16 protein-coding genes and 1 riboswitch are annotated in these 19,005 nt (G+C 47.9%); of the genes, 4 read left to right on the top strand and 12 right to left on the bottom strand.

Annotation, left to right across the window (positions count from 1 at the left end):
- Window positions 1–77 precede the first annotated feature (77 nt).
- The gene (locus H2R00_RS15965; protein ID WP_182069757.1) at window positions 78–1,271 is read left to right on the top strand and encodes a nucleoside transporter C-terminal domain-containing protein; all 1,194 of its coding nucleotides are present in this window, start codon (window positions 78–80) and stop codon (window positions 1,269–1,271) included.
- Window positions 1,272–1,457: 186 nt separating this feature from the next.
- Complete coding sequence (locus tag H2R00_RS15960; protein WP_182069755.1) at window positions 1,458–1,832, top strand: hypothetical protein; 375 nt, start codon at window positions 1,458–1,460, stop codon at window positions 1,830–1,832.
- Between the two features lie 64 nt (window positions 1,833–1,896).
- On the opposite strand, the gene H2R00_RS15955 is transcribed toward H2R00_RS15960, so the two are convergent.
- The 9 genes from H2R00_RS15955 to tenA form a co-directional block, all read right to left on the bottom strand.
- Complete coding sequence (locus H2R00_RS15955) at window positions 1,897–3,978, bottom strand: catalase (RefSeq protein WP_182069753.1); 2,082 nt, start codon at window positions 3,976–3,978, stop codon at window positions 1,897–1,899.
- 192 nt (window positions 3,979–4,170) lie between these two features.
- A complete protein-coding gene (locus tag H2R00_RS15950) occupies window positions 4,171–4,623 on the bottom strand; it encodes an AraC family transcriptional regulator (RefSeq protein ID WP_154997470.1) in 453 nt (150 codons plus the stop codon).
- Between the two features lie 149 nt (window positions 4,624–4,772).
- Window positions 4,773–6,191 carry a glycoside hydrolase family 1 protein gene (locus H2R00_RS15945; RefSeq protein ID WP_182069751.1) on the bottom strand — a complete coding sequence of 473 codons (1,419 nt, stop codon included), beginning with the start codon at window positions 6,189–6,191 and terminating at the stop codon, window positions 4,773–4,775.
- Window positions 6,181–8,040: a PTS beta-glucoside transporter subunit IIBCA gene (locus H2R00_RS15940; protein WP_182069749.1), complete on the bottom strand. Its 1,860-nt coding sequence runs from the start codon at window positions 8,038–8,040 to the stop codon at window positions 6,181–6,183. The genes H2R00_RS15945 and H2R00_RS15940 overlap by 11 nt, the downstream gene beginning before the upstream one ends.
- A 312-nt stretch (window positions 8,041–8,352) precedes the next feature.
- Window positions 8,353–9,186: a BglG family transcription antiterminator LicT gene (licT, locus tag H2R00_RS15935; RefSeq protein ID WP_023856907.1), complete on the bottom strand. Its 834-nt coding sequence runs from the start codon at window positions 9,184–9,186 to the stop codon at window positions 8,353–8,355.
- Between the two features lie 192 nt (window positions 9,187–9,378).
- Window positions 9,379–10,113 carry an energy-coupling factor transporter transmembrane component T family protein gene (locus H2R00_RS15930; RefSeq protein ID WP_182069747.1) on the bottom strand — a complete coding sequence of 245 codons (735 nt, stop codon included), beginning with the start codon at window positions 10,111–10,113 and terminating at the stop codon, window positions 9,379–9,381.
- Window positions 10,110–11,699: an ABC transporter ATP-binding protein gene (locus H2R00_RS15925; protein WP_182069745.1), complete on the bottom strand. Its 1,590-nt coding sequence runs from the start codon at window positions 11,697–11,699 to the stop codon at window positions 10,110–10,112. Before H2R00_RS15925 ends, H2R00_RS15930 begins: the two co-directional genes overlap by 4 nt.
- Window positions 11,674–12,273, bottom strand: a complete 600-nt coding sequence (locus H2R00_RS15920) for an ECF transporter S component (RefSeq protein WP_182069743.1) — start codon at window positions 12,271–12,273, stop codon at window positions 11,674–11,676. The genes H2R00_RS15925 and H2R00_RS15920 overlap by 26 nt, the downstream gene beginning before the upstream one ends.
- On the bottom strand, window positions 12,270–12,956 hold the full coding sequence (tenA, locus tag H2R00_RS15915; RefSeq protein WP_182069741.1) for a thiaminase II: 687 nt from the start codon (window positions 12,954–12,956) through the stop codon (window positions 12,270–12,272). Before tenA ends, H2R00_RS15920 begins: the two co-directional genes overlap by 4 nt.
- Before the next feature lie 112 nt (window positions 12,957–13,068).
- Window positions 13,069–13,173, bottom strand: a riboswitch (TPP riboswitch).
- 204 nt (window positions 13,174–13,377) lie between these two features.
- Between tenA and H2R00_RS15910 the strand changes: the two genes are divergently transcribed.
- Window positions 13,378–13,536: a hypothetical protein gene (locus H2R00_RS15910; protein WP_020453503.1), complete on the top strand. Its 159-nt coding sequence runs from the start codon at window positions 13,378–13,380 to the stop codon at window positions 13,534–13,536.
- A 51-nt stretch (window positions 13,537–13,587) separates the two neighbouring features.
- Here H2R00_RS15910 and aceA read toward each other — a convergent pair whose 3' ends face one another.
- The 3 genes from aceA to yhfH are packed head-to-tail and all read right to left on the bottom strand — an operon-like array spanning window position 13,588 to window position 16,643.
- Entirely contained in the window at window positions 13,588–14,859 is a 1,272-nt protein-coding gene (gene aceA / locus H2R00_RS15905; RefSeq protein ID WP_073425251.1) for an isocitrate lyase, read from the bottom strand.
- A gap of 14 nt (window positions 14,860–14,873) precedes the next feature.
- The gene (gene aceB / locus H2R00_RS15900; protein ID WP_182069740.1) at window positions 14,874–16,463 is read right to left on the bottom strand and encodes a malate synthase A; all 1,590 of its coding nucleotides are present in this window, start codon (window positions 16,461–16,463) and stop codon (window positions 14,874–14,876) included.
- 42 nt (window positions 16,464–16,505) lie between these two features.
- A complete protein-coding gene (gene yhfH, locus H2R00_RS15895) occupies window positions 16,506–16,643 on the bottom strand; it encodes a protein YhfH (protein ID WP_023856901.1) in 138 nt (45 codons plus the stop codon).
- A 214-nt stretch (window positions 16,644–16,857) separates the two neighbouring features.
- On the opposite strand from yhfH, the gene H2R00_RS15890 reads away from it, so the two are divergent.
- The gene (locus H2R00_RS15890; RefSeq protein WP_182071097.1) at window positions 16,858–18,999 is read left to right on the top strand and encodes an ArnT family glycosyltransferase; all 2,142 of its coding nucleotides are present in this window, start codon (window positions 16,858–16,860) and stop codon (window positions 18,997–18,999) included.
- The last annotated feature ends 6 nt before the right edge of the window (window positions 19,000–19,005 follow it).

Genomic DNA, 19,005 nt, shown 5'->3' with positions numbered 1-19,005 from the left:
TTTTCATGCTTTCTTTATCGGAACCCATGAAAAGTAAGAGCTTTTTTATTTTCAAAAAACATTCGGGAGTTGGCATCATGTATTTTCTCATTAATATTTTAGGTATTTTCATTGTCATGTCCGTGATTTATTTTTGTTCCCCGCAAAAGAAAAGCGTAAAATGGAGGCCGATTCTCTCCCTTTTCATCGTTGAGCTTTTGGTGACGTGGTTTATGCTTGGGACAAAAATCGGCGGATGGGCCATCAACCTGATCGCCTCTTTCTTTTCGTGGCTGATCGCTTGTGCAAGCGACGGTATCGCGTTTGCCTTTCCGTCCGTGATGGGCAATGAAACCGTTGACTTTTTCTTCAGCGCCTTGCTGCCGATCATCTTTGTCGTGACATTTTTTGATATACTGGCTTATTTCGGAATTTTAACATGGATGATTGATAAGATCGGCTGGGTGATTTCGAAAGTCTCGCGCCTTCCTAAATTAGAAAGTTTCTTTTCGATTCAAATGATGTTTCTGGGCAATACTGAAGCGCTCGCCGTCATTCGCGGGCAATTGGCCGTATTAAAGGACAACCGCCTGCTGACGTTCGGCATCATGAGCATGAGCAGTATCAGCGGATCGATTCTCGGGTCTTATTTAACGATGGTTCCCGCAACATACGTATTTACTGCGATTCCGTTGAACTGCTTAAATGCGTTGATCTTAGCAAGCATTTTAAATCCTGTGGACGTCACTAAGGATGAAGACATCATTTACGTACCGCCAAAAGAAGAGAAAAAGGACTTTTTCTCAACGATTTCAAACAGCATGATGGTCGGAATGAATATGGTCATCGTCATTCTCGCCATGGTCATCGGATATGTCGCTTTAACCTCATGTTTAAACGGTATTTTGGGGTTGATCATGGACGGTTTGACGATTCAAAAAATCTTTTCTTACATCTTCAGTCCGTTCGCATTCCTGCTTGGACTGGCGCCGAGTGACGCGATGTATGTCGCACAGCTGATGGGCATGAAACTCGCCACGAACGAATTCGTCGCGATGATGGATTTAAAAACGCAGCTAGACGCGATTTCACCCCATACAGCAGCCGTGGCCACAACATTTTTGACGTCGTTTGCCAACTTCAGTACGATCGGGATGATCTATGGAACATACAATTCCTTATTTAACGGAGAAAAATCGGCAATTATCGGAAGAAATGTGTGGAAACTCCTTGTCAGCGGAATAGCGGTGTCGCTGTTGAGCGCGGGGATTGTCGGGCTGTTTGTGTGGTAACCGGCTTTTTAATCAATCATCTGTTATGCTTGCCATTCATTTGGCAAGTTTTTTTATTCGTTTTGTAAAGTATGCTTTACGTAAAGCTAACTTTACTATATAATTGGGTAAATGGTAAAATCACACACTGGTTATTAAATATGAGGTGGAAAAAGTTTCAATACTATTTATTAAGGAGGAGATGTCATGGCTTTGCGAAAAATCTATTACATCATTGGAGGATTGTTTGTCTTTATATTTCTTGCAAAAATGATCTTCGGCTTAGCTGCTGGTTCAGTATCTTTAATCGAACTTTTAATGTTTGGCACATTAGCTTTTTTAAGTTTTGCCGGAGGATATCTCTACCCGCAATTCAAACAAAAAGATGAAAGATCTCAACACATCAGACAAAAAGGAATGCAGTATTCCATGATCGCTTTATCCGTTTACCTTCTTGTGCTTATCATCGGAATGCAAATGGGCTTTATCACATTAGCAGGAATTGATGTGATCCGGATACTGGTTGCATTACAAATTATCACTGTATTTTCATCATGGATTATTTTATCCAGGAAGTTCTAAATTGTTTTTATTCAATATTTAAAAAAAGCACCCTTCCCACAGGGTGCTTAGAAACTCTTCACTTTTAAACTTGTCTATCCCAATGGCGGTGCTCGCCGATCGCTTCGACCAGCTTTTTGCCGAAGTCGTCTTTGCTCTTATCATCACGAGAGGTGATAATGCCCGGCTGTGCTGCCGCGTGGGACCCGGCGGCAGACAGCAGGAGATCGATCCCTTTGCCTGCGGCTCCGATCGCTTTATAATGTCCGAATGCTTCATTGACAAAATCCGAAGCGGCTTTATGCATTTGCAGGCGTTCTATGCTTTCTTGGCCGCCCGGAATATAAACGGCATCATACAGCACGGAATCGACCGTCTGCAAAGTGTTTCCGACTTCTATTTCTGTGCCGCCGGCCCCTTTGATCACACCGAGTGCCGAGCTGACAATGTCCGGCATGATACCGGCTTTCTTGAACTCTTTCAACACCCGGCTGAGGTCCTCATCATCAAAACCTTGTTCTGCTAGAATGGCGACGTTCCTTGTCTGCGGCAGTTTCACCGTGTTCTCCTGGCTGAGCGCAGGGGATTTGAACGTCACATTGGAGCCTTCGTCTTTTTCAGGGGGCTCTACGCCTACACCCGCAGCGATTTGCTTGGCAAGCTCCCTGTCAACCCTGTTAAACATATGAACGACTTGGCGGCGGACGTCCTTGCTTTTGACCTTTCCGACTTCAAAGCGGAACGCCGAAATGATATGTTCTTTTTCAACGGGAGACATGCTGTTCCAAAACAGCTTCGCTTGCGAATAGTGATCGTTAAAGCTTTCGCTGCGCTGGCGGATTTTTTTGCCCTCGACTTTTTCCTCGTAGTGCACATACCCGCCTTCTTCCTCTGAAGCCGGCGCCGGGTCGTTGTTTTGAAGCGAATTTTTATGATAAGCGACAGGCCCTTTGTTAATCGTCATCCTGTGATAGCCGTCATACTGGTTGTTATGGAACGGACAAACCGGCCTGTTGATCGGAATTTCGTGAAAGTTCGGACCTCCCAATCGGATCAGCTGTGTATCCGTATAAGAAAAGAGCCGGCCCTGCAAAAGCGGATCGTTTGTGAAATCGATCCCCGGCACAACATGGCCCGGATGGAAAGCGGCCTGTTCCGTTTCGGCAAAAACGTTATCCTGGTTTCGATTCAGCGTCATTTTGCCGATGGTTTTGACAGGGACGATTTCTTCCGGCCAAAGCTTTGTCGGGTCAAGGATATCGAAGTCAAACTTGAACTCGTCTTCTTCGTCAATCATTTGCACGCCGAGCTCATACTCCACTTCATCGCCTCTTTCGATCGCTTCCCACAGATCGCGGCGGTGATAGTCGGGATCTTTTCCGGCGATTGTCTGCGCTTCGTCCCAAACGAGCGAGTGGACGCCGAGGACGGGCTTCCAGTGAAATTTAACAAAGCGCGCCTTGCCTTCTTCATTTACAAACCTGAACGTATGAACGCCGAAGCCTTCCATCATCCTGTAGCTTCGCGGAATCGCCCTGTCAGACATTGCCCACATGATCATGTGAGCTGTTTCTTCATTGTTGGCGACAAAGTCCCAAAACGTATCGTGCGCCGTAGAAGCCTGCGGCATTTCGTTATTCGGTTCCGGCTTAAAGGCGTGCACCAGGTCAGGGAACTTGATGGCATCCTGAATGAAGAAAACGGGGATGTTGTTGCCGACAAGGTCGTAGTTCCCTTCTTCTGTATAAAACTTTGTCGCGAATCCTCTGACATCGCGGACGGTATCACCCGAGCCCCTGGAACCGGCTACAGTCGAGAACCTGACAAACACCGGTGTTTTCACTGACGGATCTTGAAGAAACTTTGCTTTCGTATATTCCGTCATCGGCTCGTAAACCTGGAAATAGCCATGCGCGCCAAAACCCCTCGCATGGACGACGCGCTCCGGAATCCGTTCATGGTCAAAATGGGTCATTTTTTCACGGAAATGAAAGTCCTCCATCAGCGTCGGACCGCGCACACCTGCTTTTAAGGAGTGCTCGTCTTCAGATATGCGTAAACCTTGGTTCGTCGTCATTTTTTTGCCCCGGTTGTCAGACCGGTACTGTTCAAGTTGTTGATCCTTGCTGTGCTCATTGACGTTGCCGCGGCCATCATTGTTATTCACTTGTCATCCCTCCTCATTTCTATTCCCTATGTAGTTGATCTGGAATGCTATTTTAAGATTTACCCTGTCTGTCCGCGAGTTAAACGCGACACTCGTTAAAGGTAGATGTATTTTTTTAATAAATTCAAAGTTTGGACAAGAAGCGATCTGCTGATCACTTCTTGTCCCTCTCCTCCCTTTGACAAAAACGAATTAAACCGATTTTAAAGGTACACATATTTCGCAATACGGGTTGTTCACCATATCCCCCATGTATTTTTCCATCATTGGTCTATTGTCCAATTGATATTCATTGTTTTGCAGGGATGAAAAAATATCAGAATATGCTTTTTGAATGTCTTCCGCTGTATGTTTAACATCGTAAATCAGGTATTTTCCGCCAGAAATTTCGCCTTCAAAAACTGATTCATCGACTTGATAATCATGCGGTATCACAATACAAGCATCAAATCTACACTGATCAGGAGGTGTTGTTTCCGGGTTATCCTGTGGAATCGCAAACAAAATAGCAGACTCAAGAAGACCTTTTTCCTTAGCCCATTTTTTTAACGCCTCCATGACCTCAATATTGGCAGGACCGTACGGACCAACTCGGCGCATATAAGCAATACGATAGTTTGGAAGTGTTTCAACTTTGAATGTCATAGATTCTTTCTTCCTTTCCTGATTGTTGTTCATTCCGTTTCGAATGTAACACGCTTTAAAAATAGATACATTCATATTTTTAAAATTTTCTGTATTTTAATTCAAAAAAGAGGATATTCAGAGATCATCTGAACATCCTCTTTCTTTGTTTAATCGAGTGTTTCGCCGTTTGAAGCAATCAGGTCTTTATACCAGTAAAAGCTTTTTTTGCGAATGCGGCGCAAGTCTTTCAAGTCAAATTCATCGCGGTTCACATAAATAAATCCGTAGCGTTTTGAACAGCCTTGATGGGTTGAAATCAAGTCGATGGCGGACCATGGGGAGTAGCCGAAAACATCGACTCCATCCGTGATCGCCAGCTGAATTTGCTTGATATGCTCCTTTAAATAATCGATGCGGTAGTCGTCATTTACGACATCTCCGTCTTCAAGCTGATCAAACGCGCCGAGGCCGTTCTCAGTGACGATCAGCGGTAGCTGATAGCGGTCGTAAATTTCGCGCAGCGTCGAACGGAAACCGACAGGGTCGATCTCCCAGCCAAATGCGTTTTTCTTTAGGTGCGGATTGCTACTTCCCCTGTATACGCCTTCTTCTCCCGTCTGCAAATGCTGGTCGCCGCCTCGCGCAGCCGTGTCGCTACCGTCACCCCTGCTCGCTTCAGCCGTTTGCGATGTATAGTAGTTAAATGCGATAAAGTCCGGTTTGGCTGACCGCAGAATGTCCATATCCCCTTCGGCGATGACCGGCGTGCAGCCTTTTTCTTTCATATATGCCCATGCCGTTGTATTGTATCGCCCGAACACGGCCATATCCAAGTAAAGCCAGTTGCGAATCGCATTATAGTTAAAAGCCGCCAGCACGTCCTCCGGTTTCGAAGAAGCGGGATAGATGAGCGCGATATTAGGCGCAGGACCGATTTTTGCTTCCGGCAGCATCTCATGGCAAAGCTTGATCGCTTTCGCCTGTGCGACGAGCATGTGATGGTTTTGCTGATAAAGCTCTTTTTTCGGATTTTCCAAGTTCGGATCGAGTGTACCGAGTGCAGACCCGTGGAGAATCATCATATTTTGCTCGTTGATGGTCAACCAGTATTTGACGCGGTCTCCGTAGCTTTCAAAAAGGATCTTCGCATACTTTTCAAAGGCATCAATCGTGGCCCTGTCCGACCAGCCGCCTTTTTTCTGCAAAGCATTCGGCAAATCGAAGTGGTACATCGTAACAATCGGTTCGATTCCATGCTTCAGGAGCTCATCGATCAAACGGCTGTAAAATTCGATGCCCTTAGGATTTATATCGCCGTCCCCATCCGGAATGATGCGCGTCCAGGCAATCGAAAAACGGTACGCTTTGAAGCCCATTTCCGCAAACAAAGCGATATCTTCTTTATAGCGGTGGTAATGGTCGCTTGCGACTTTAAAATCGGTTGTCCCTTCCGGGTAGCTTTCGCGCGCGTCGATGACAGAAGGCCCTTTTCCATCTTCATTCCAAGCGCCTTCCACTTGATAAGCAGAAGTAGACGCACCCCACAAAAAATCTTCCGGAAATTGAGTTAATGTTTTATATTTCATGATTTTTTTCCTCCCATGGTGATGAAATTAAAGTGATGATCAGTTCTTCAGTTTTCACCTTTTTTTGATCCGTTGGAATGATATCCGTGTATTGACCGGAATTTGTAACGATGATCGGCGTTTTCACGTCAAACCCTTCTTCTTTCAAAGCGTCCAGATCGAATTCTGCGAGTATATCACCCCGTTTCACTTTTTGCCCCTGCACGACTTTAGAATTGAAGTGCTTTCCATCGAGTCTGACCGTGTCCATTCCGATATGAATCAAAACCTCTGCTCCGCTTTCCGACGTTATGCCGTATGCGTGACCCGTCGGAAATGCCGTTGTCACGATGCCGTCCGCAGGGGCGGCGACAACGCCTTTTGACGGAAGCACCGCGATTCCTTCTCCAAGCGCCCCCGATGCAAACACTTTATCTGATACTTCTGTTAACGGCAGGACTTCTCCTTGCAGAGGGCTGTAAATTGGTTCACCGGCGCTTTTTTCAACGGGCTGCTCTTTCGTCTCCTCCACAGGGTCGTCAAAGCCGACAATGTAAGTGAGCAAAATCGATAAAATAAATGAAACTGAAATTCCGATGATGAAGCCGAGAAAGCCCGGTCCGTAAAAAATCGGAATCGTCAACAAGCCCGGAGCGCCTGAAGCGAGGGCGACGCTGCCGGAGTATCCGATAATGGCCCCGCCTGCCGCCGCACTGATGACACCGCATACAAACGGCTTTTTCAGCCTGAGCGTCACCCCGTAGACAGCCGGCTCTGTAATCCCGAATATCCCGGTAACGGCAGCTGATCCTGCCAATGCCTTCAGCTTCTTGTTTTTCGTCTTCAGCATGACGCCAAATGCGGCTCCTGTTTGGGCAAACACGGCGGCTGCCGTCGCCGGCTTGATGTAGTCCTTGCCGTGGACAGCAATGTTGTTCAAAATGACAGGGACGATCCCCCAGTGAATGCCGAAGATGACAAGGATTTGCCATAAGGCCGCGATAATCGCTCCTGCCAGAATCGGGCTGAGATCAAAAACGGACAAAATCGCAGCCGCGATCCCGTTCCCTGTGTAAACGCCGAGCGGTCCGAATACGATCAAGGTTAACGGCACCATCACCGTCAGGCAGATTAATGGGGTAATAAAGTTTTTCACGCTTTCATGAATAAAGCGCATACATAATCTTTCAAGATAGCTCATCACAAATACCGCAAGGATAATCGGGATAACGGTAGACGTATAATTCATCAAGACGACCGGAATGCCGAAAAACTCTGTCTGGGCGCCGCTGTTTTTCAGTTCGAGTATCGTTGGATAGATCAGCGCCCCGGCAATCGTCAGCGCTATGAACGGGTTCGCTCCGAATTTTTTGGCGGCTGTAACGGCGAGCAGCAAAGGCAGGAAATAAAACAGGCTGTCGGCTGCCGCGTAAAGAATCGTATATGTCGTCTCTTCCGGGGAGAGCCAGCCGGCGTTTGTACAAATCAAAAGCAGGCCTTTTAAAATCCCCGCTCCCGCCATGACGCCGAGCAGCGGAGTGAAAATGCTGGATACGACATCTACCAATCTACCGGCAAGGCTTCCTTTTTCTTTTTGACTGTGATCGGCCGCAGAACCTTCCAACAGTTGAGAGATCCGGCCGATTTCTTTATAGACTTCAGGAACATTATTGCCGATAACGACTTGAAATTGTCCGCCGCTCTCCACCACGGTTACCACGCCATCCGTATTTTCAAGCGCTTCCCTGTCTGCTTTGGAACGGTCTTTCAGTTTGAAGCGGAGCCTTGTCGCGCAATGGACTAGCGATACAACATTCTTCTCCCCGCCGACGCGCGCCAGAATTTTTTTTGCCACTGATTGAATATCCATCGTTGATCATCTCCTGTCTCTCCTAAAGCCCTATCAAGCTGTTAAAAAATAAAAAACCTAAACTAAAGCCTGCACAAAGAAGGCTTAGTTTAGGTTTTGCCTGCCGAACAGTAACAATCCCGTTTTAAGACATCATGAAAATAAAAAAACCTAAATCACTGTGAAAAACAAGGGCATAAGAGTCCCGCTTCACAGTCATTTAGGTTTTGCCTGCATCATCAGTAACAATCCTAACAACCTGTATAAATTGATGTAAGTAAAAAGTAGCATACATTTATCCAATTGTCAACGCTTTCATTTTGGTATCATCCTCTATTTTTGATGAACGACCCGCTCGATATGAATCGTCAAATACAGAAGCTCTTCGTTTGTCAGCTGATGACCGTATTCTTTTTCGATGTACTGCCTGATTTTATTTGTACACACATAAGCATCACGATACTTATTTTTGACGGTTTCAAATAAAAAGTCGTCCCTGCTTTCCATATAGGTTCCGCTGAACAGCCGCTGCGCGAAAAATTTCAAATGGGTAATGAAGCGGTAATAGTGAAGCGATTCTTCGTCAAAGTCGATATGAAAGTGATATTTGACGATGCTTAAAATCTCCTGCATGACTTTCGTAATATTGACGATGTTCGGCATTTCTTCATTCAGCTCGGCGTTTACGATATGGAGCGCGATAAAGGCGGCTTCATCCTCCGGAAGAGCTGTCCCCGTCTTCTTTTCAATGATGGCCAGCGCCTCTTTGCCAATGGCGAACTCATCTTTATACAGCCGTTTCGTCTCCCAAAGCAGGGCGTTTTTAATATCCAGGCCCTTTTTATGCCGTTCGACGGCGAAATGAATATGGTCGGTCAGCGAGACATAAATGCTGTCATTCAGCTTTTTACCGAGCTTTAATTTCGCATAAGAGATAATTTCTTCAGACATTTCCATAAATTCGATCGGAATTTCGTCCAACAGCGTCTTAAACCTTTCTGATACATCTTTATTATCAAGCCTGAAAATCTTCTCGATTCTCGATTCATCCACCGCTTCGCCAGGCTTTTTTTGAAAAGCAATTCCCCTGCCCATGACCACTAATTCCTGACCCTGTTCATTTAAAACACTGATCACATTGTTGTTGATCACTTTGGCAATTTTCACATCGCGCCACTCCCATCTTTTAAGGGGATTTTTTTATCCTTCTTTTTTCATATGGTACACATTGATTGTACAACCTTTTTGGTCTAGGTCAATATGTTTCAGTCAACGTCCGAAATGTTTACATTTTACAGAATGCCCGTCAGTGCCCGATTTATAAAAAAAGAGCCGCAATGCGGCCCTGAAAAAATCCTCTTAAAAAATGAGCAAAATCCCCGCTGCGACTGACGCCAGACCCGCAAAATAAACGAAGTCTTTAACGGAAAGCCGCGCTGTTTGATAGTAGGTGCGGTCATTTGTACCGGTAAACCCTCTCGCTTCCATGGCAACAGCGATTCTTTCCGATTTGCGGATGCCTTGCGAAAACAACGGCAGTGCATAGCGAATAAACGCCTTCCAGCTGTTTTTTTGCTTATAGCCCCTGATTTTATGCGCTGCTTTCATTTGCGAAAGCTCCGACTGAAAAAGCGGGACAAAACGAAAGCCGGCCAACAAGCCATAGGCCCACTTAGGCGACAGTCTGCATTGATGAATCAGGCTCATAATAAACTGGGTCAAATCGGTTGTTGACGTAAACAAGAGACCGTATGTGACAAAGCCGAGCATCCGTAGCGCGATTGTCAGTCCATTGCCGACGCTTTCCTCGGTGACGCGGAACCAGGCCCATTCCCAAATCGTTTCCTCGCCTTTTCCGAAAGCGGCCATCATCCAAAAGACAAGAATAAAAAAGACGAGATAAGGCAATAGCCGTTTACTCAAATAAGACAAAGTCCATCCTCCGAAAAAAATTCCGATGACAACCGCAAACAGCCAAATGAAAAAAGTCGGTTTCGGATTTGAAACAAACATGAGAATGCACATGACCAGGAGGTGGGAAAAGAGCTTGGCGCTCGGGTTCAATGCCGAAAGAGGTGAACCATTGCTTTTCATACGAGAACCCTCTCCTTTCTTTCGTGCATGAGCCGGTAGTGAAGAGGCGGTATTAATGAAAAGCGGCGGATCAGGTCTTGATCAGAGAACAATTGATACGGCGTTCCTTGATATGCCGCTTTCCCTTGATGAAATACGATGACCTCGCCGGAATGCTCGTCTACGATGTCCATGTCATGCGTCACCATCACAATCGTCGTTCCCCGTTCCTGCCGCTCCTTTAACCGCTTGATCAATTCTTTCGCCGTCTTTTCGTCCTGACCGAATGTCGGCTCGTCAAGCAGCAGCAAATCCTGGTCAAACAAAAGCATCGTCGCAACGCTTAAACGTCTTTTCTGCCCGAGGCTTAATGTAAAGGGATGCGCTTTTTGATGAGCATCAAGCCCGAATTCCTGCAGCAATTCAGCTGTTTTCCTTTCGACCTGATCCTCCGGCCAGCCCCGCTGTCTCGCACCGAACGCGATCTCGTCAAACACCGTGTCCCGAATAAATTGAAGCTCGGGGTTTTGAAAGACAAAGCCGGCCTTCTCATAGAGCGTACGGTCGGACCATTTCTTCAGCTCCCGGTCCTCCAGATAAATGCGCCCTTTTTTGACCGCTTCAAGCCTGATCAGGCTTTTTAAAAACGTACTCTTTCCACTGCCGTTCTCGCCGATGACCGAAATCCATTCACCCCTTGGAATCTCAAGGGTTATGCCGTCGGCCACGATCTTTTTCCGATAGCCGATCGCTGCGTCCTCTGCGCGGATCAATATATCCCTGTCTGCAGACCTGTTTTTCGCCCCCTCCTCTTTCATTTTCAATGTAGAAGAGAGCTTGACGGCGAGCGGATGATCATCTTGTGTGATGACATCTTCCCATACCGCAGGGTACAGTTTCGGCTGCCAGATACCTGCCGCTTTCATTTCCGGCTGAAAATGTTTCACAATTTCTTCAGGCTTTCCGTCAGCGATGATCTGTCCTTTTCCAGTGAAAAGAATGACGCGGTCCATCCACTCGATACAGCCGTCCAGCACGTGTTCGACGAACACCATCGTCTGTCCGTTTTTTCGGGAAACGTCACGCAGCAAGGCAAAGATGTCTTTCCGGCTGGCCGGGTCCAGCTGCGCCGTCGGCTCATCAAAAAACAGCACTTCAGGCTCCAAAGCGAGCAGGCACGCTAATGCCAGCCTCTGCTTCATACCGCCTGACAAGGTTTCGATCGGCGTTTTCTGATCTATCTTTAATCCGACCAGCTCCATCAGCTCCGAGATGATACCGTCCATATCTTTTGGGGGGACGGACCGGTTTTCAAGGCTAAAAGCGATTTCCTCATTGACATGAAGCATGCAGAACTGTGAATCCGGGTCCTGAAACATAACACCGGCGCTCTTTCTGCGGTTGACTTCGCCGCTGACTTCAGCTTCGATATGTTCAGGAATAATGCCGGAAAGCACGGACAACAGCGTTGATTTGCCGCTTCCGCTCGGCCCGAGTATCAGCACTTTTTCTCCCTGCCCAATCGACAGCGAGACCCGGTCCAAGACAGGTTCAGGACGATGATAAAAACGGACGGAAAGGTTATTGCATCCGAGAAATGAACGCATCGGCATCATCCTTCTTCCTGTGTTCCTTCATGATCTCATACTGGTTCAGGACTCCTGTTTTCGCAAGCGCTTCGACAACGGCTTTTGCCAGCCAGCCGCCGAGTACAATGCCGCTGATGATTTGGATGATAAGCGTCAAGATCAGCGTTTGCGTCGTATAGTAGGCAAAACCGTTCGCCATCAGGCTGTATGTCATGCTCCCGACCGCGGCAAGCGCACCGGAAAGCATAAGGGTAAACAAGTTATAACGTTTATAGCGAAAAATCGCAAACGCGATTTCCGCACCGGCTCCCTGGAACACACCGATTAATAATGCTGACAACCCAAAGTGGCTGCCGGTCAGCAGTTCGACCGCAGCAGCTGCCGTCTCGGCAATCAGCGCCGCACCCGGTTTACGGATGATATAAGCGACAATCGGGCTGGCGATCACCCAAATGCCGAACATAAAGTTCGCTCCGACGGGCCCGACAATAGCTGAAACAGGGATCCACAAGGTGGACCACCCTAAATAAATGACGCCGCATGCAACGGACAAGATGACTGTCATGACGACTTCTTTCATGCTCCAATTCATCGTCTCACCGCCTCCATTTCAACAGGCCAATCTTCAACCGTATAAGCCATCTCCCAAAACCCGTATTCAAGCTGACAGCTTTGCAAAAAGAGCTCCTTCATTTTTTCTTTTTCAGCCTTTCCCGCTGTTTCGGCCCATTCATCCAGGCGAGCGCAAAACTTTGTCGTGATTGAATCGGTTCTGTTTCCGTAAAAACAGATCCAGTCATAAAATGGATGGGATGGATCAGGCTGAACATCTATCATCAGTTTTTTTCCGATCTCCCAATATGTCCACGGACAAGGCAGCAAGACGGCTAATATCTCTCCCAGCGTACCTTCGTGCGCCGCCGTCAGCATATGGCGGATATAATGATGGGCAGAAGGCGCAAGCGGATAGCCCTGCAGAGATTCATACTCCACCCCCGCGGCCCGGCACAGGTTGTTGTGCGGATGCACTTCGCTGTTTAATACAAACGAAATCTGCTCATGAAACATCTCCATGTCTTTTCGGTTTTGATACTTGGAAATCGCAATTCCGTAGATTTGAATAAAGGCGTTCAAATACTCGTAATCTTGCTTTACATAATGAATAAGCTGCTCCTTTTTCAGCCTCCCGGACGCCAGCCCCAATACAAACGGATGCTCAAAAATGGCTTCAAAAATAGGGTCTGCCTCGCGGCGAAGTTCTGCGGAAAAACTCATGTAGATAGCCTCCTTAGCAATCGGTTTTATAAGGAAGGCACAGGGGGACAAGCGGCTTTATATACAAAAAAGCCGCCCCAAAATGGAGCGGCCTTGGTATGATGAAATCATAAAGACACCGGCTCCACTTCCCTACGCTAGTATGAACTAGATCAGGTTCAAAGGGTCCAAGATCGCTTCTTGTCTCAGCCGGCTTACGGCTCCCCTAGTGGACTTCCTATTACATTAACTTTTACTCTACACATCAATGGTTATCATGTCAACCTAAGTTTTTTCAGTTTATTGTTGTATAGAACCGCCGGGTTTCATACAGAAGATGCAGCGATCAAAAATATTTATGGAAAAATGTTAATTTTCTGAAACATTTTCCGAGCTTGTTCGTCTAATATAGTGAAGACAAAAAAATTTGGAGGGGATATTTATGATGATGTTTATCTTGATTTTGACAATGGCTGTGTATTTGTTCTATTCTTTCAGCAAAGACAACCGGCCGGCCAAAAGAAACAACAAGAATCATCAGACACTGACTGTTATTAGGGAAAACCCTTTTACCGCCCCTTCCAATGATGTCAATTGCTAACTTGATAGACAACAAGCAAGCCGCCCAATGACGGGCGGCTTTTTCACGTTTTTATGATTGAAACTGTTCCGCTTCAGTTGACCCCTTCAGTGCAGTGGTTGATGAAGTCCCACCTGTCACAACCTGGGCGACTTCATCAAAGTAGCTCGTTCCGACTTCGCGCTGATGCCTTGTCGCCGTATAGCCGTGGACTTCGCTGGCAAACTCGGCCTGCTGCAGATCAGAGTACGCCGCCATTCCGCGGTGCTTATATTGGCGGGCCAATTCAAACATGCCGTGATTTAAGGCGTGGAAGCCTGCCAGTGTGACAAATTGAAATTTATAGCCCATTTCACTGAGCTGTTTCTGGAAGTTCAAGATCGTGTTGTCATCCAGTTTGGCCTTCCAGTTGAACGAAGGGGAACAGTTGTAGGCGAGCAGTTTGCCCGGGAATTTTTCATGGATCGCCTGTGCAAACCGGCGGGCTTCTTCAATATTCGGCTCAGACGTTTCACACCAGATCAAATCGGCATACGGTGCATACGCCAAGCCTCTGGCAATCGCCTGATCAAGGCCCGGCTTTGTTTTGAAGAACCCTTCCGCTGTTCGCTCTCCCGTCAAAAACGGCGCATCATATGAATCGACGTCGCTTGTGATCAGGTCGGCCGCATTCGCGTCCGTGCGGGCAATAAGAATAGTCGGGACTCCCATCACGTCTGCGGCGAGGCGCGCGGCAATCAAATTACGCACCGCCGTTTGCGTCGGAAGCAGCACTTTTCCGCCCAAATGCCCGCACTTTTTCTCAGACGACAGCTGATCTTCAAAGTGAACCCCTGCGGCGCCGGCTTCAATCATGCTTTTCATCAGCTCGAACACATTCAGCTGCCCGCCGAAGCCTGCTTCAGCGTCGGCCACAATCGGAGCAAACCAATCGATGTCTTCTTTCCCTTCCATATGATGGATTTGATCTGCGCGCTGCAGCGTGCGGTTGATTTTCTTGACGACTTCCGGCACGCTGTTTGCCGGATAAAGGCTTTGGTCGGGATACATGCTCCCTGACATATTGGCATCGGCAGCCACCTGCCAGCCGCTTAAATAAATCGCTTTCAATCCGGCTTTTACTTGCTGCATGGCTTGGTTTCCGGTCAAAGCGCCCAGCGCCGGGACGAAATCCTCTGTGTGGAGAAGCTTCCACAGCTTTTCGGCGCCACGCCTTGCAATCGTGTATTCAATCTCGAGCGTGCCCCTCAGCCGAATGACGTCAGCCGCCTCATACGGCCTTGTGATCCCTTTCCAGCGTTCTTCATGCTCCCAGCTTTCTGCGAGTTGTTTTTCTTTCAGCATCGCACATTCCCCCATCACATTTTTTCATAAGCGGGTATCGTTAGAAACTCCGCGAATTCATCATCCAAAATCAACTGTTCAAATAACTGTCCGGCCTCTTCGAACCGGCCGTTCCGAAAACGTTCCATGCCGGCTGCTTCGAAGATTTTCTGCATTTCTTCCTCTTTCATCATCTTGACCATTCCGGCGGTCACTTTCCGGCCATCGTCAAGAACCCCTTTCGGATGGCGAATCCATTGCCAAAGCTGGGCTCTGGATATCTCCGCGGTTGCAGCGTCCTCCATTAAGTGGTCGATCGGAGCGGCGCCTCTGCCCGACAACCATGAAGCTAAATAGCGGATGCCGGCGCTGATATTGGTACGGACGCCTGCTTCTGTAATCCGGCCTTTCGGTACTTCCAGCAAGTCTTTTTCCTCGACCTTTACGTCTTCCCGCTTTCTATGAATCTGGTTCGCCGACGGCATATGCTGATTGAATACATCGAGCGCCGTTTGAATCATGCCGGGATGCGCGATCCATGTTCCGTCATGGCCGTCTTTTACTTCACGTTCCTTATCTTCGCGGATTTTGGCAAATGCGGCTTCATTGATCTCAGGTTTGTCTTTAGCGGGAATTTGCGCCGCCATTCCCCCGATCGCATGGACGTTGCGTTTATGACACGTTTGAATTGCCAAGAGGGAGTAGGCTCTCATGTTGGGAACCGTCATCGTCACGGCTGAGCGGTCTGGAAGAATGACTTCATCCCTGTTCCTGAATTTCTTAATAAAGCTGAAAATATAATCCCACCTGCCGCAGTTAAGTCCCGCTGAATGCTCTTTTAATTCATAGAGGATTTCATCCATTTCAAAAGCCGCCAGGATCGTTTCAATGAGAACCGTCGCTTTAATCGTGCCCTGCGGAATGCGCAAGTCGTTTTGAGCATAAACAAATACGTCGTTCCACAGTCTTGCTTCCAGATGGTTTTCGATTTTTGGAAGGTAGAAATAAGGGCCGCTTCCTTTTTTGATCAGCTCTTTTGCGTTATGGAAAAAATAAAGGCCAAAATCGAACAGGCTTGCTGACACGGGCTTGCCGCCGATCAGCACATGCTTCTCTTCCAAGTGCCATCCCCTCGGTCTTACAATGATGACGGCGGGGTTTTTTTTCAGCTCATAGCGTTTGCCCTGTTCATTCGCAAAAGAAATCGTCCCGCGGACCGCGTCCCGCAAATTAACCTGGCCTTCAATGCAGTTTTTCCAAGTCGGCGAGTTCGCATCTTCAAAGTCGGCCATAAAGACTTTGGCTCCTGAATTTAAAGCATTGATGACCATTTTTCTGTCGACCGGGCCGGTGATTTCAACCCTGCGGTCCTCCAAATCCGGAGGGAGCGGCGCGACTGTCCAGTCCGACTCGCGGATATGCTTTGTTTCCGCCAAAAAACCGGGATTCTTCCCTTGATCAATTTCAGCCTGCCTGATCGTCCGCAAATGCAGCAATTCCCGCCTTCTTCCCCCGAAATGACGCTCAAGACGTCCGATAAACTGCAGCGCTTCTTTTGTCAAAATCTCTTCATACTGCGGATTCATCGATCCGGTTATGTGAATTCTCTTCTCCTCTGTTTTCATGTCTCCCTACCCCTTTACATGCTTTGTTATAAAACAGTTTGCTTACTCGCCTTTTTTGGAAAGACAGCGCTCGCATTCCATAAAGTAAGATTCAGCCTGCTCCTCCATCTTTTCGCCGCATTCAGGGCAAGTTTTTTTGGGAAGCGTTCTGAAAAATTCCATCGGACTTTTCAAGCTCATTTGTGTCACTCTCCTTTTTATAGAACAGTTTTATGTTTTATATTTCTGTTGTAGTACAGTATACAGCGCAAAAATAAAAAAGTACACACCTTTTTCCAAAAAATATTTATTTTTTTCCATTCAAACAAAAAAAGATTGTTCTCTTTTTATTCATAACTTGTTCATATTTTTCTTCTAGAATAGGGAACATAAAGAGGTGAAAGTGATGATGAAAATAAAAAACAAACAACTTGATGTCATTCTGGTTCTTATTTTGTTGGCAGCTCTTATTCTGAATACATATAACATTTGGCAGGACGATGCCGCCAACCAGTATTACTTGGCTGCAGTCAAAAGCATGACGCAAAGCTTCCACAATTTCCTCTTCGCGTCATTTGACTCTTCCGGATTCGTATCAGTAGATAAGCCGCCCCTCGTTTTATGGATTCAGACCATATTTGCGAAAATCTTCGGCGTGCATACGTGGAGTGTGATTTTGCCGCAGGCGCTTGCAGGAGCGGGTTCCGTCTATCTGCTTTACGCACTGATTAAGCCGAAATTCGGAAAAGGCGCCGCCCGTATTTCTGCGCTGGTGATGGCGCTGACGCCGATCGCGGTAGCCGTAAGCCGGACGAATAATATTGACAGCATGCTCGTCTTCACGCTCCTTCTTGGTACATGGTGCCTGATGAAGGCGGTCAAACAAGGCAGGCTGACCTGGCTTCTCGCTGCATTTGGTCTCATCGGCCTCGGGTTCAATATGAAGATGCTTCAGGCATTCATGGTGCTTCCTGCGTTCTTGCTGTTTTATCTCATCGCGGCGCATGCGAAGTGGAAGAAAAAAATCGTGTCGGCAGTTTTATCGCTTATTGTTCTCACCGGCGTTTCACTTTCTTGGGCGCTTGCTGTCGACTATACATCAGCCGGCAGCCGCCCGTATGTCGGAAGCAGCCAAACCAACTCCGTGCTTGAACTGGCTTTTGGCTACAACGGCACTGAGCGGCTGCTCGGCCAGACGACGGGCAACGCCCGCGGCGATATGAACGGTTTTGGAGGAGACATGCAGCAGCCGAACGGCAATGCGCAAGCTCAGAACGGAAACAATTCATCCGACAGCTCCAATGGACAAAACGGCATGATGCATCCGCCGAGCACGGGCAGCACGACCAACGGCAATACGCAAACTCAAGACGGAAACAGTTCGTCCGGCGGCTCCAATGGACAAAACGGTGCAATGCAGCCGCCGGCCGCGGGTGGTGCGACCGACGGCAGTTCTCAAGGGGCAAACGGCAGCAGTCAGCCGCCAACCGGAGGCGGACCGGGCGGAGGTCAAGGCGGCGGACAAAGCATGAACATGTTCGGCACCGGTGACGCAGGACCGCTGCGGCTCTTCCAATCGGCTTTATCGGGCCAAATCAGCTGGATGCTTCCATTCGCATTATTCGGACTGCTCGGCATGATTATCAGCTGGTTCCGCAGCCGCGAAAAAACAGGCGAAATGAAAGAAACAATCTTTTGGGCTGCATGGCTCGTTCCTGTTGCCGGTTTCTTCAGCATCGCCTGTTTCTTCCACCACTACTACTTGATTATGCTGGCGCCGCCGATCGCCGCGTTGTCAGGAATCGGATGGTACGCGATGTACGGCCTTTACAAAAATCACAAAGACTGGGCAAGCTATCTGCTGCCGGCAGCCGTTCTGACGACAGCAGCATTCCAAGTGTACATTTTAAGTGCTTATACAAACCAAATCGGCAGCGCCTGGATGTATGTCATGGGAATCGTGGGGCTGGGTGTCACCATCGCCTTACTGATGCTGAAGCGAAGCCATCCATTCGGAAAGCAGCTCACCATCATCAGCTTGTGCGTGCTTCTTTTGGCACCGGTCTATTGGTCGGCAACACCGATCCTTTACGGAGGAAACAGCGTTCTTCCTGAATCAGGGCCTCAGCTGCAACGCTCCAACGGAGGCGGAATGTTCAGCTCGGACGTGGACACAGGGCTGCTCACATACCTCCGAGAACATCATACGGGCGAAGAGTACCTGTTCGCGACATTGACAACAGTAACCGCAGCCCCATATATCATCAATGCCGACGAAAATGTCATGGCGCTCGGAGGCTTCAACGGCACTGATCCGATCCTGTCGGTCAGTGAGCTGAAAAACCTCGTCAAAGAAGGAAAAGTAAAATACTTTCTGATCAGCGACGACAACTCAGGCAACAGGGAGCTCGTCTCCTGGATCAAAGAAAACGGAACCGAAATTTCGTCTGACCAATACAGGAGTACAACGAACAGTACAGACAGCTCCGCACAGCAGGGCACAAGAGGCGGCCCGGGCGGCGGACAGCGGCAAACGCTCTACAAGGTTGAGCTGTAGGAAATG

The organism is Bacillus haynesii (assembly GCF_014042035.1).
GTDB lineage: Bacteria > Bacillota > Bacilli > Bacillales > Bacillaceae > Bacillus > Bacillus haynesii.
Note: the sequence above shows the minus strand (reverse complement) of the source record. Positions and strands in the feature narration are given on the sequence as shown.

Bases quoted from the DNA above. Each gene is read 5' to 3' on its own strand.
- H2R00_RS15965 (WP_182069757.1), top strand. From the start codon at position 78: ATGTATTTTCTCATTAATATTTTAGGTATTTTCATTGTCATGTCCGTG.
- H2R00_RS15960 (WP_182069755.1), top strand. From the start codon at position 1,458: ATGGCTTTGCGAAAAATCTATTACATCATTGGAGGATTGTTTGTCTTT.
- H2R00_RS15950 (WP_154997470.1), bottom strand. From the start codon at position 4,623: ATGACATTCAAAGTTGAAACACTTCCAAACTATCGTATTGCTTATATG.
- H2R00_RS15945 (WP_182069751.1), bottom strand. From the start codon at position 6,191: ATGAAATATAAAACATTAACTCAATTTCCGGAAGATTTTTTGTGGGGT.
- H2R00_RS15940 (WP_182069749.1), bottom strand. From the start codon at position 8,040: ATGGATATTCAATCAGTGGCAAAAAAAATTCTGGCGCGCGTCGGCGGG.
- H2R00_RS15930 (WP_182069747.1), bottom strand. From the start codon at position 10,113: ATGAAAAGCAATGGTTCACCTCTTTCGGCATTGAACCCGAGCGCCAAG.
- H2R00_RS15925 (WP_182069745.1), bottom strand. From the start codon at position 11,699: ATGCGTTCATTTCTCGGATGCAATAACCTTTCCGTCCGTTTTTATCAT.
- H2R00_RS15920 (WP_182069743.1), bottom strand. From the start codon at position 12,273: ATGAATTGGAGCATGAAAGAAGTCGTCATGACAGTCATCTTGTCCGTT.
- tenA (WP_182069741.1), bottom strand. From the start codon at position 12,956: ATGAGTTTTTCCGCAGAACTTCGCCGCGAGGCAGACCCTATTTTTGAA.
- H2R00_RS15910 (WP_020453503.1), top strand. From the start codon at position 13,378: ATGATGATGTTTATCTTGATTTTGACAATGGCTGTGTATTTGTTCTAT.
- aceA (WP_073425251.1), bottom strand. From the start codon at position 14,859: ATGCTGAAAGAAAAACAACTCGCAGAAAGCTGGGAGCATGAAGAACGC.
- aceB (WP_182069740.1), bottom strand. From the start codon at position 16,463: ATGAAAACAGAGGAGAAGAGAATTCACATAACCGGATCGATGAATCCG.
- yhfH (WP_023856901.1), bottom strand. From the start codon at position 16,643: ATGAGCTTGAAAAGTCCGATGGAATTTTTCAGAACGCTTCCCAAAAAA.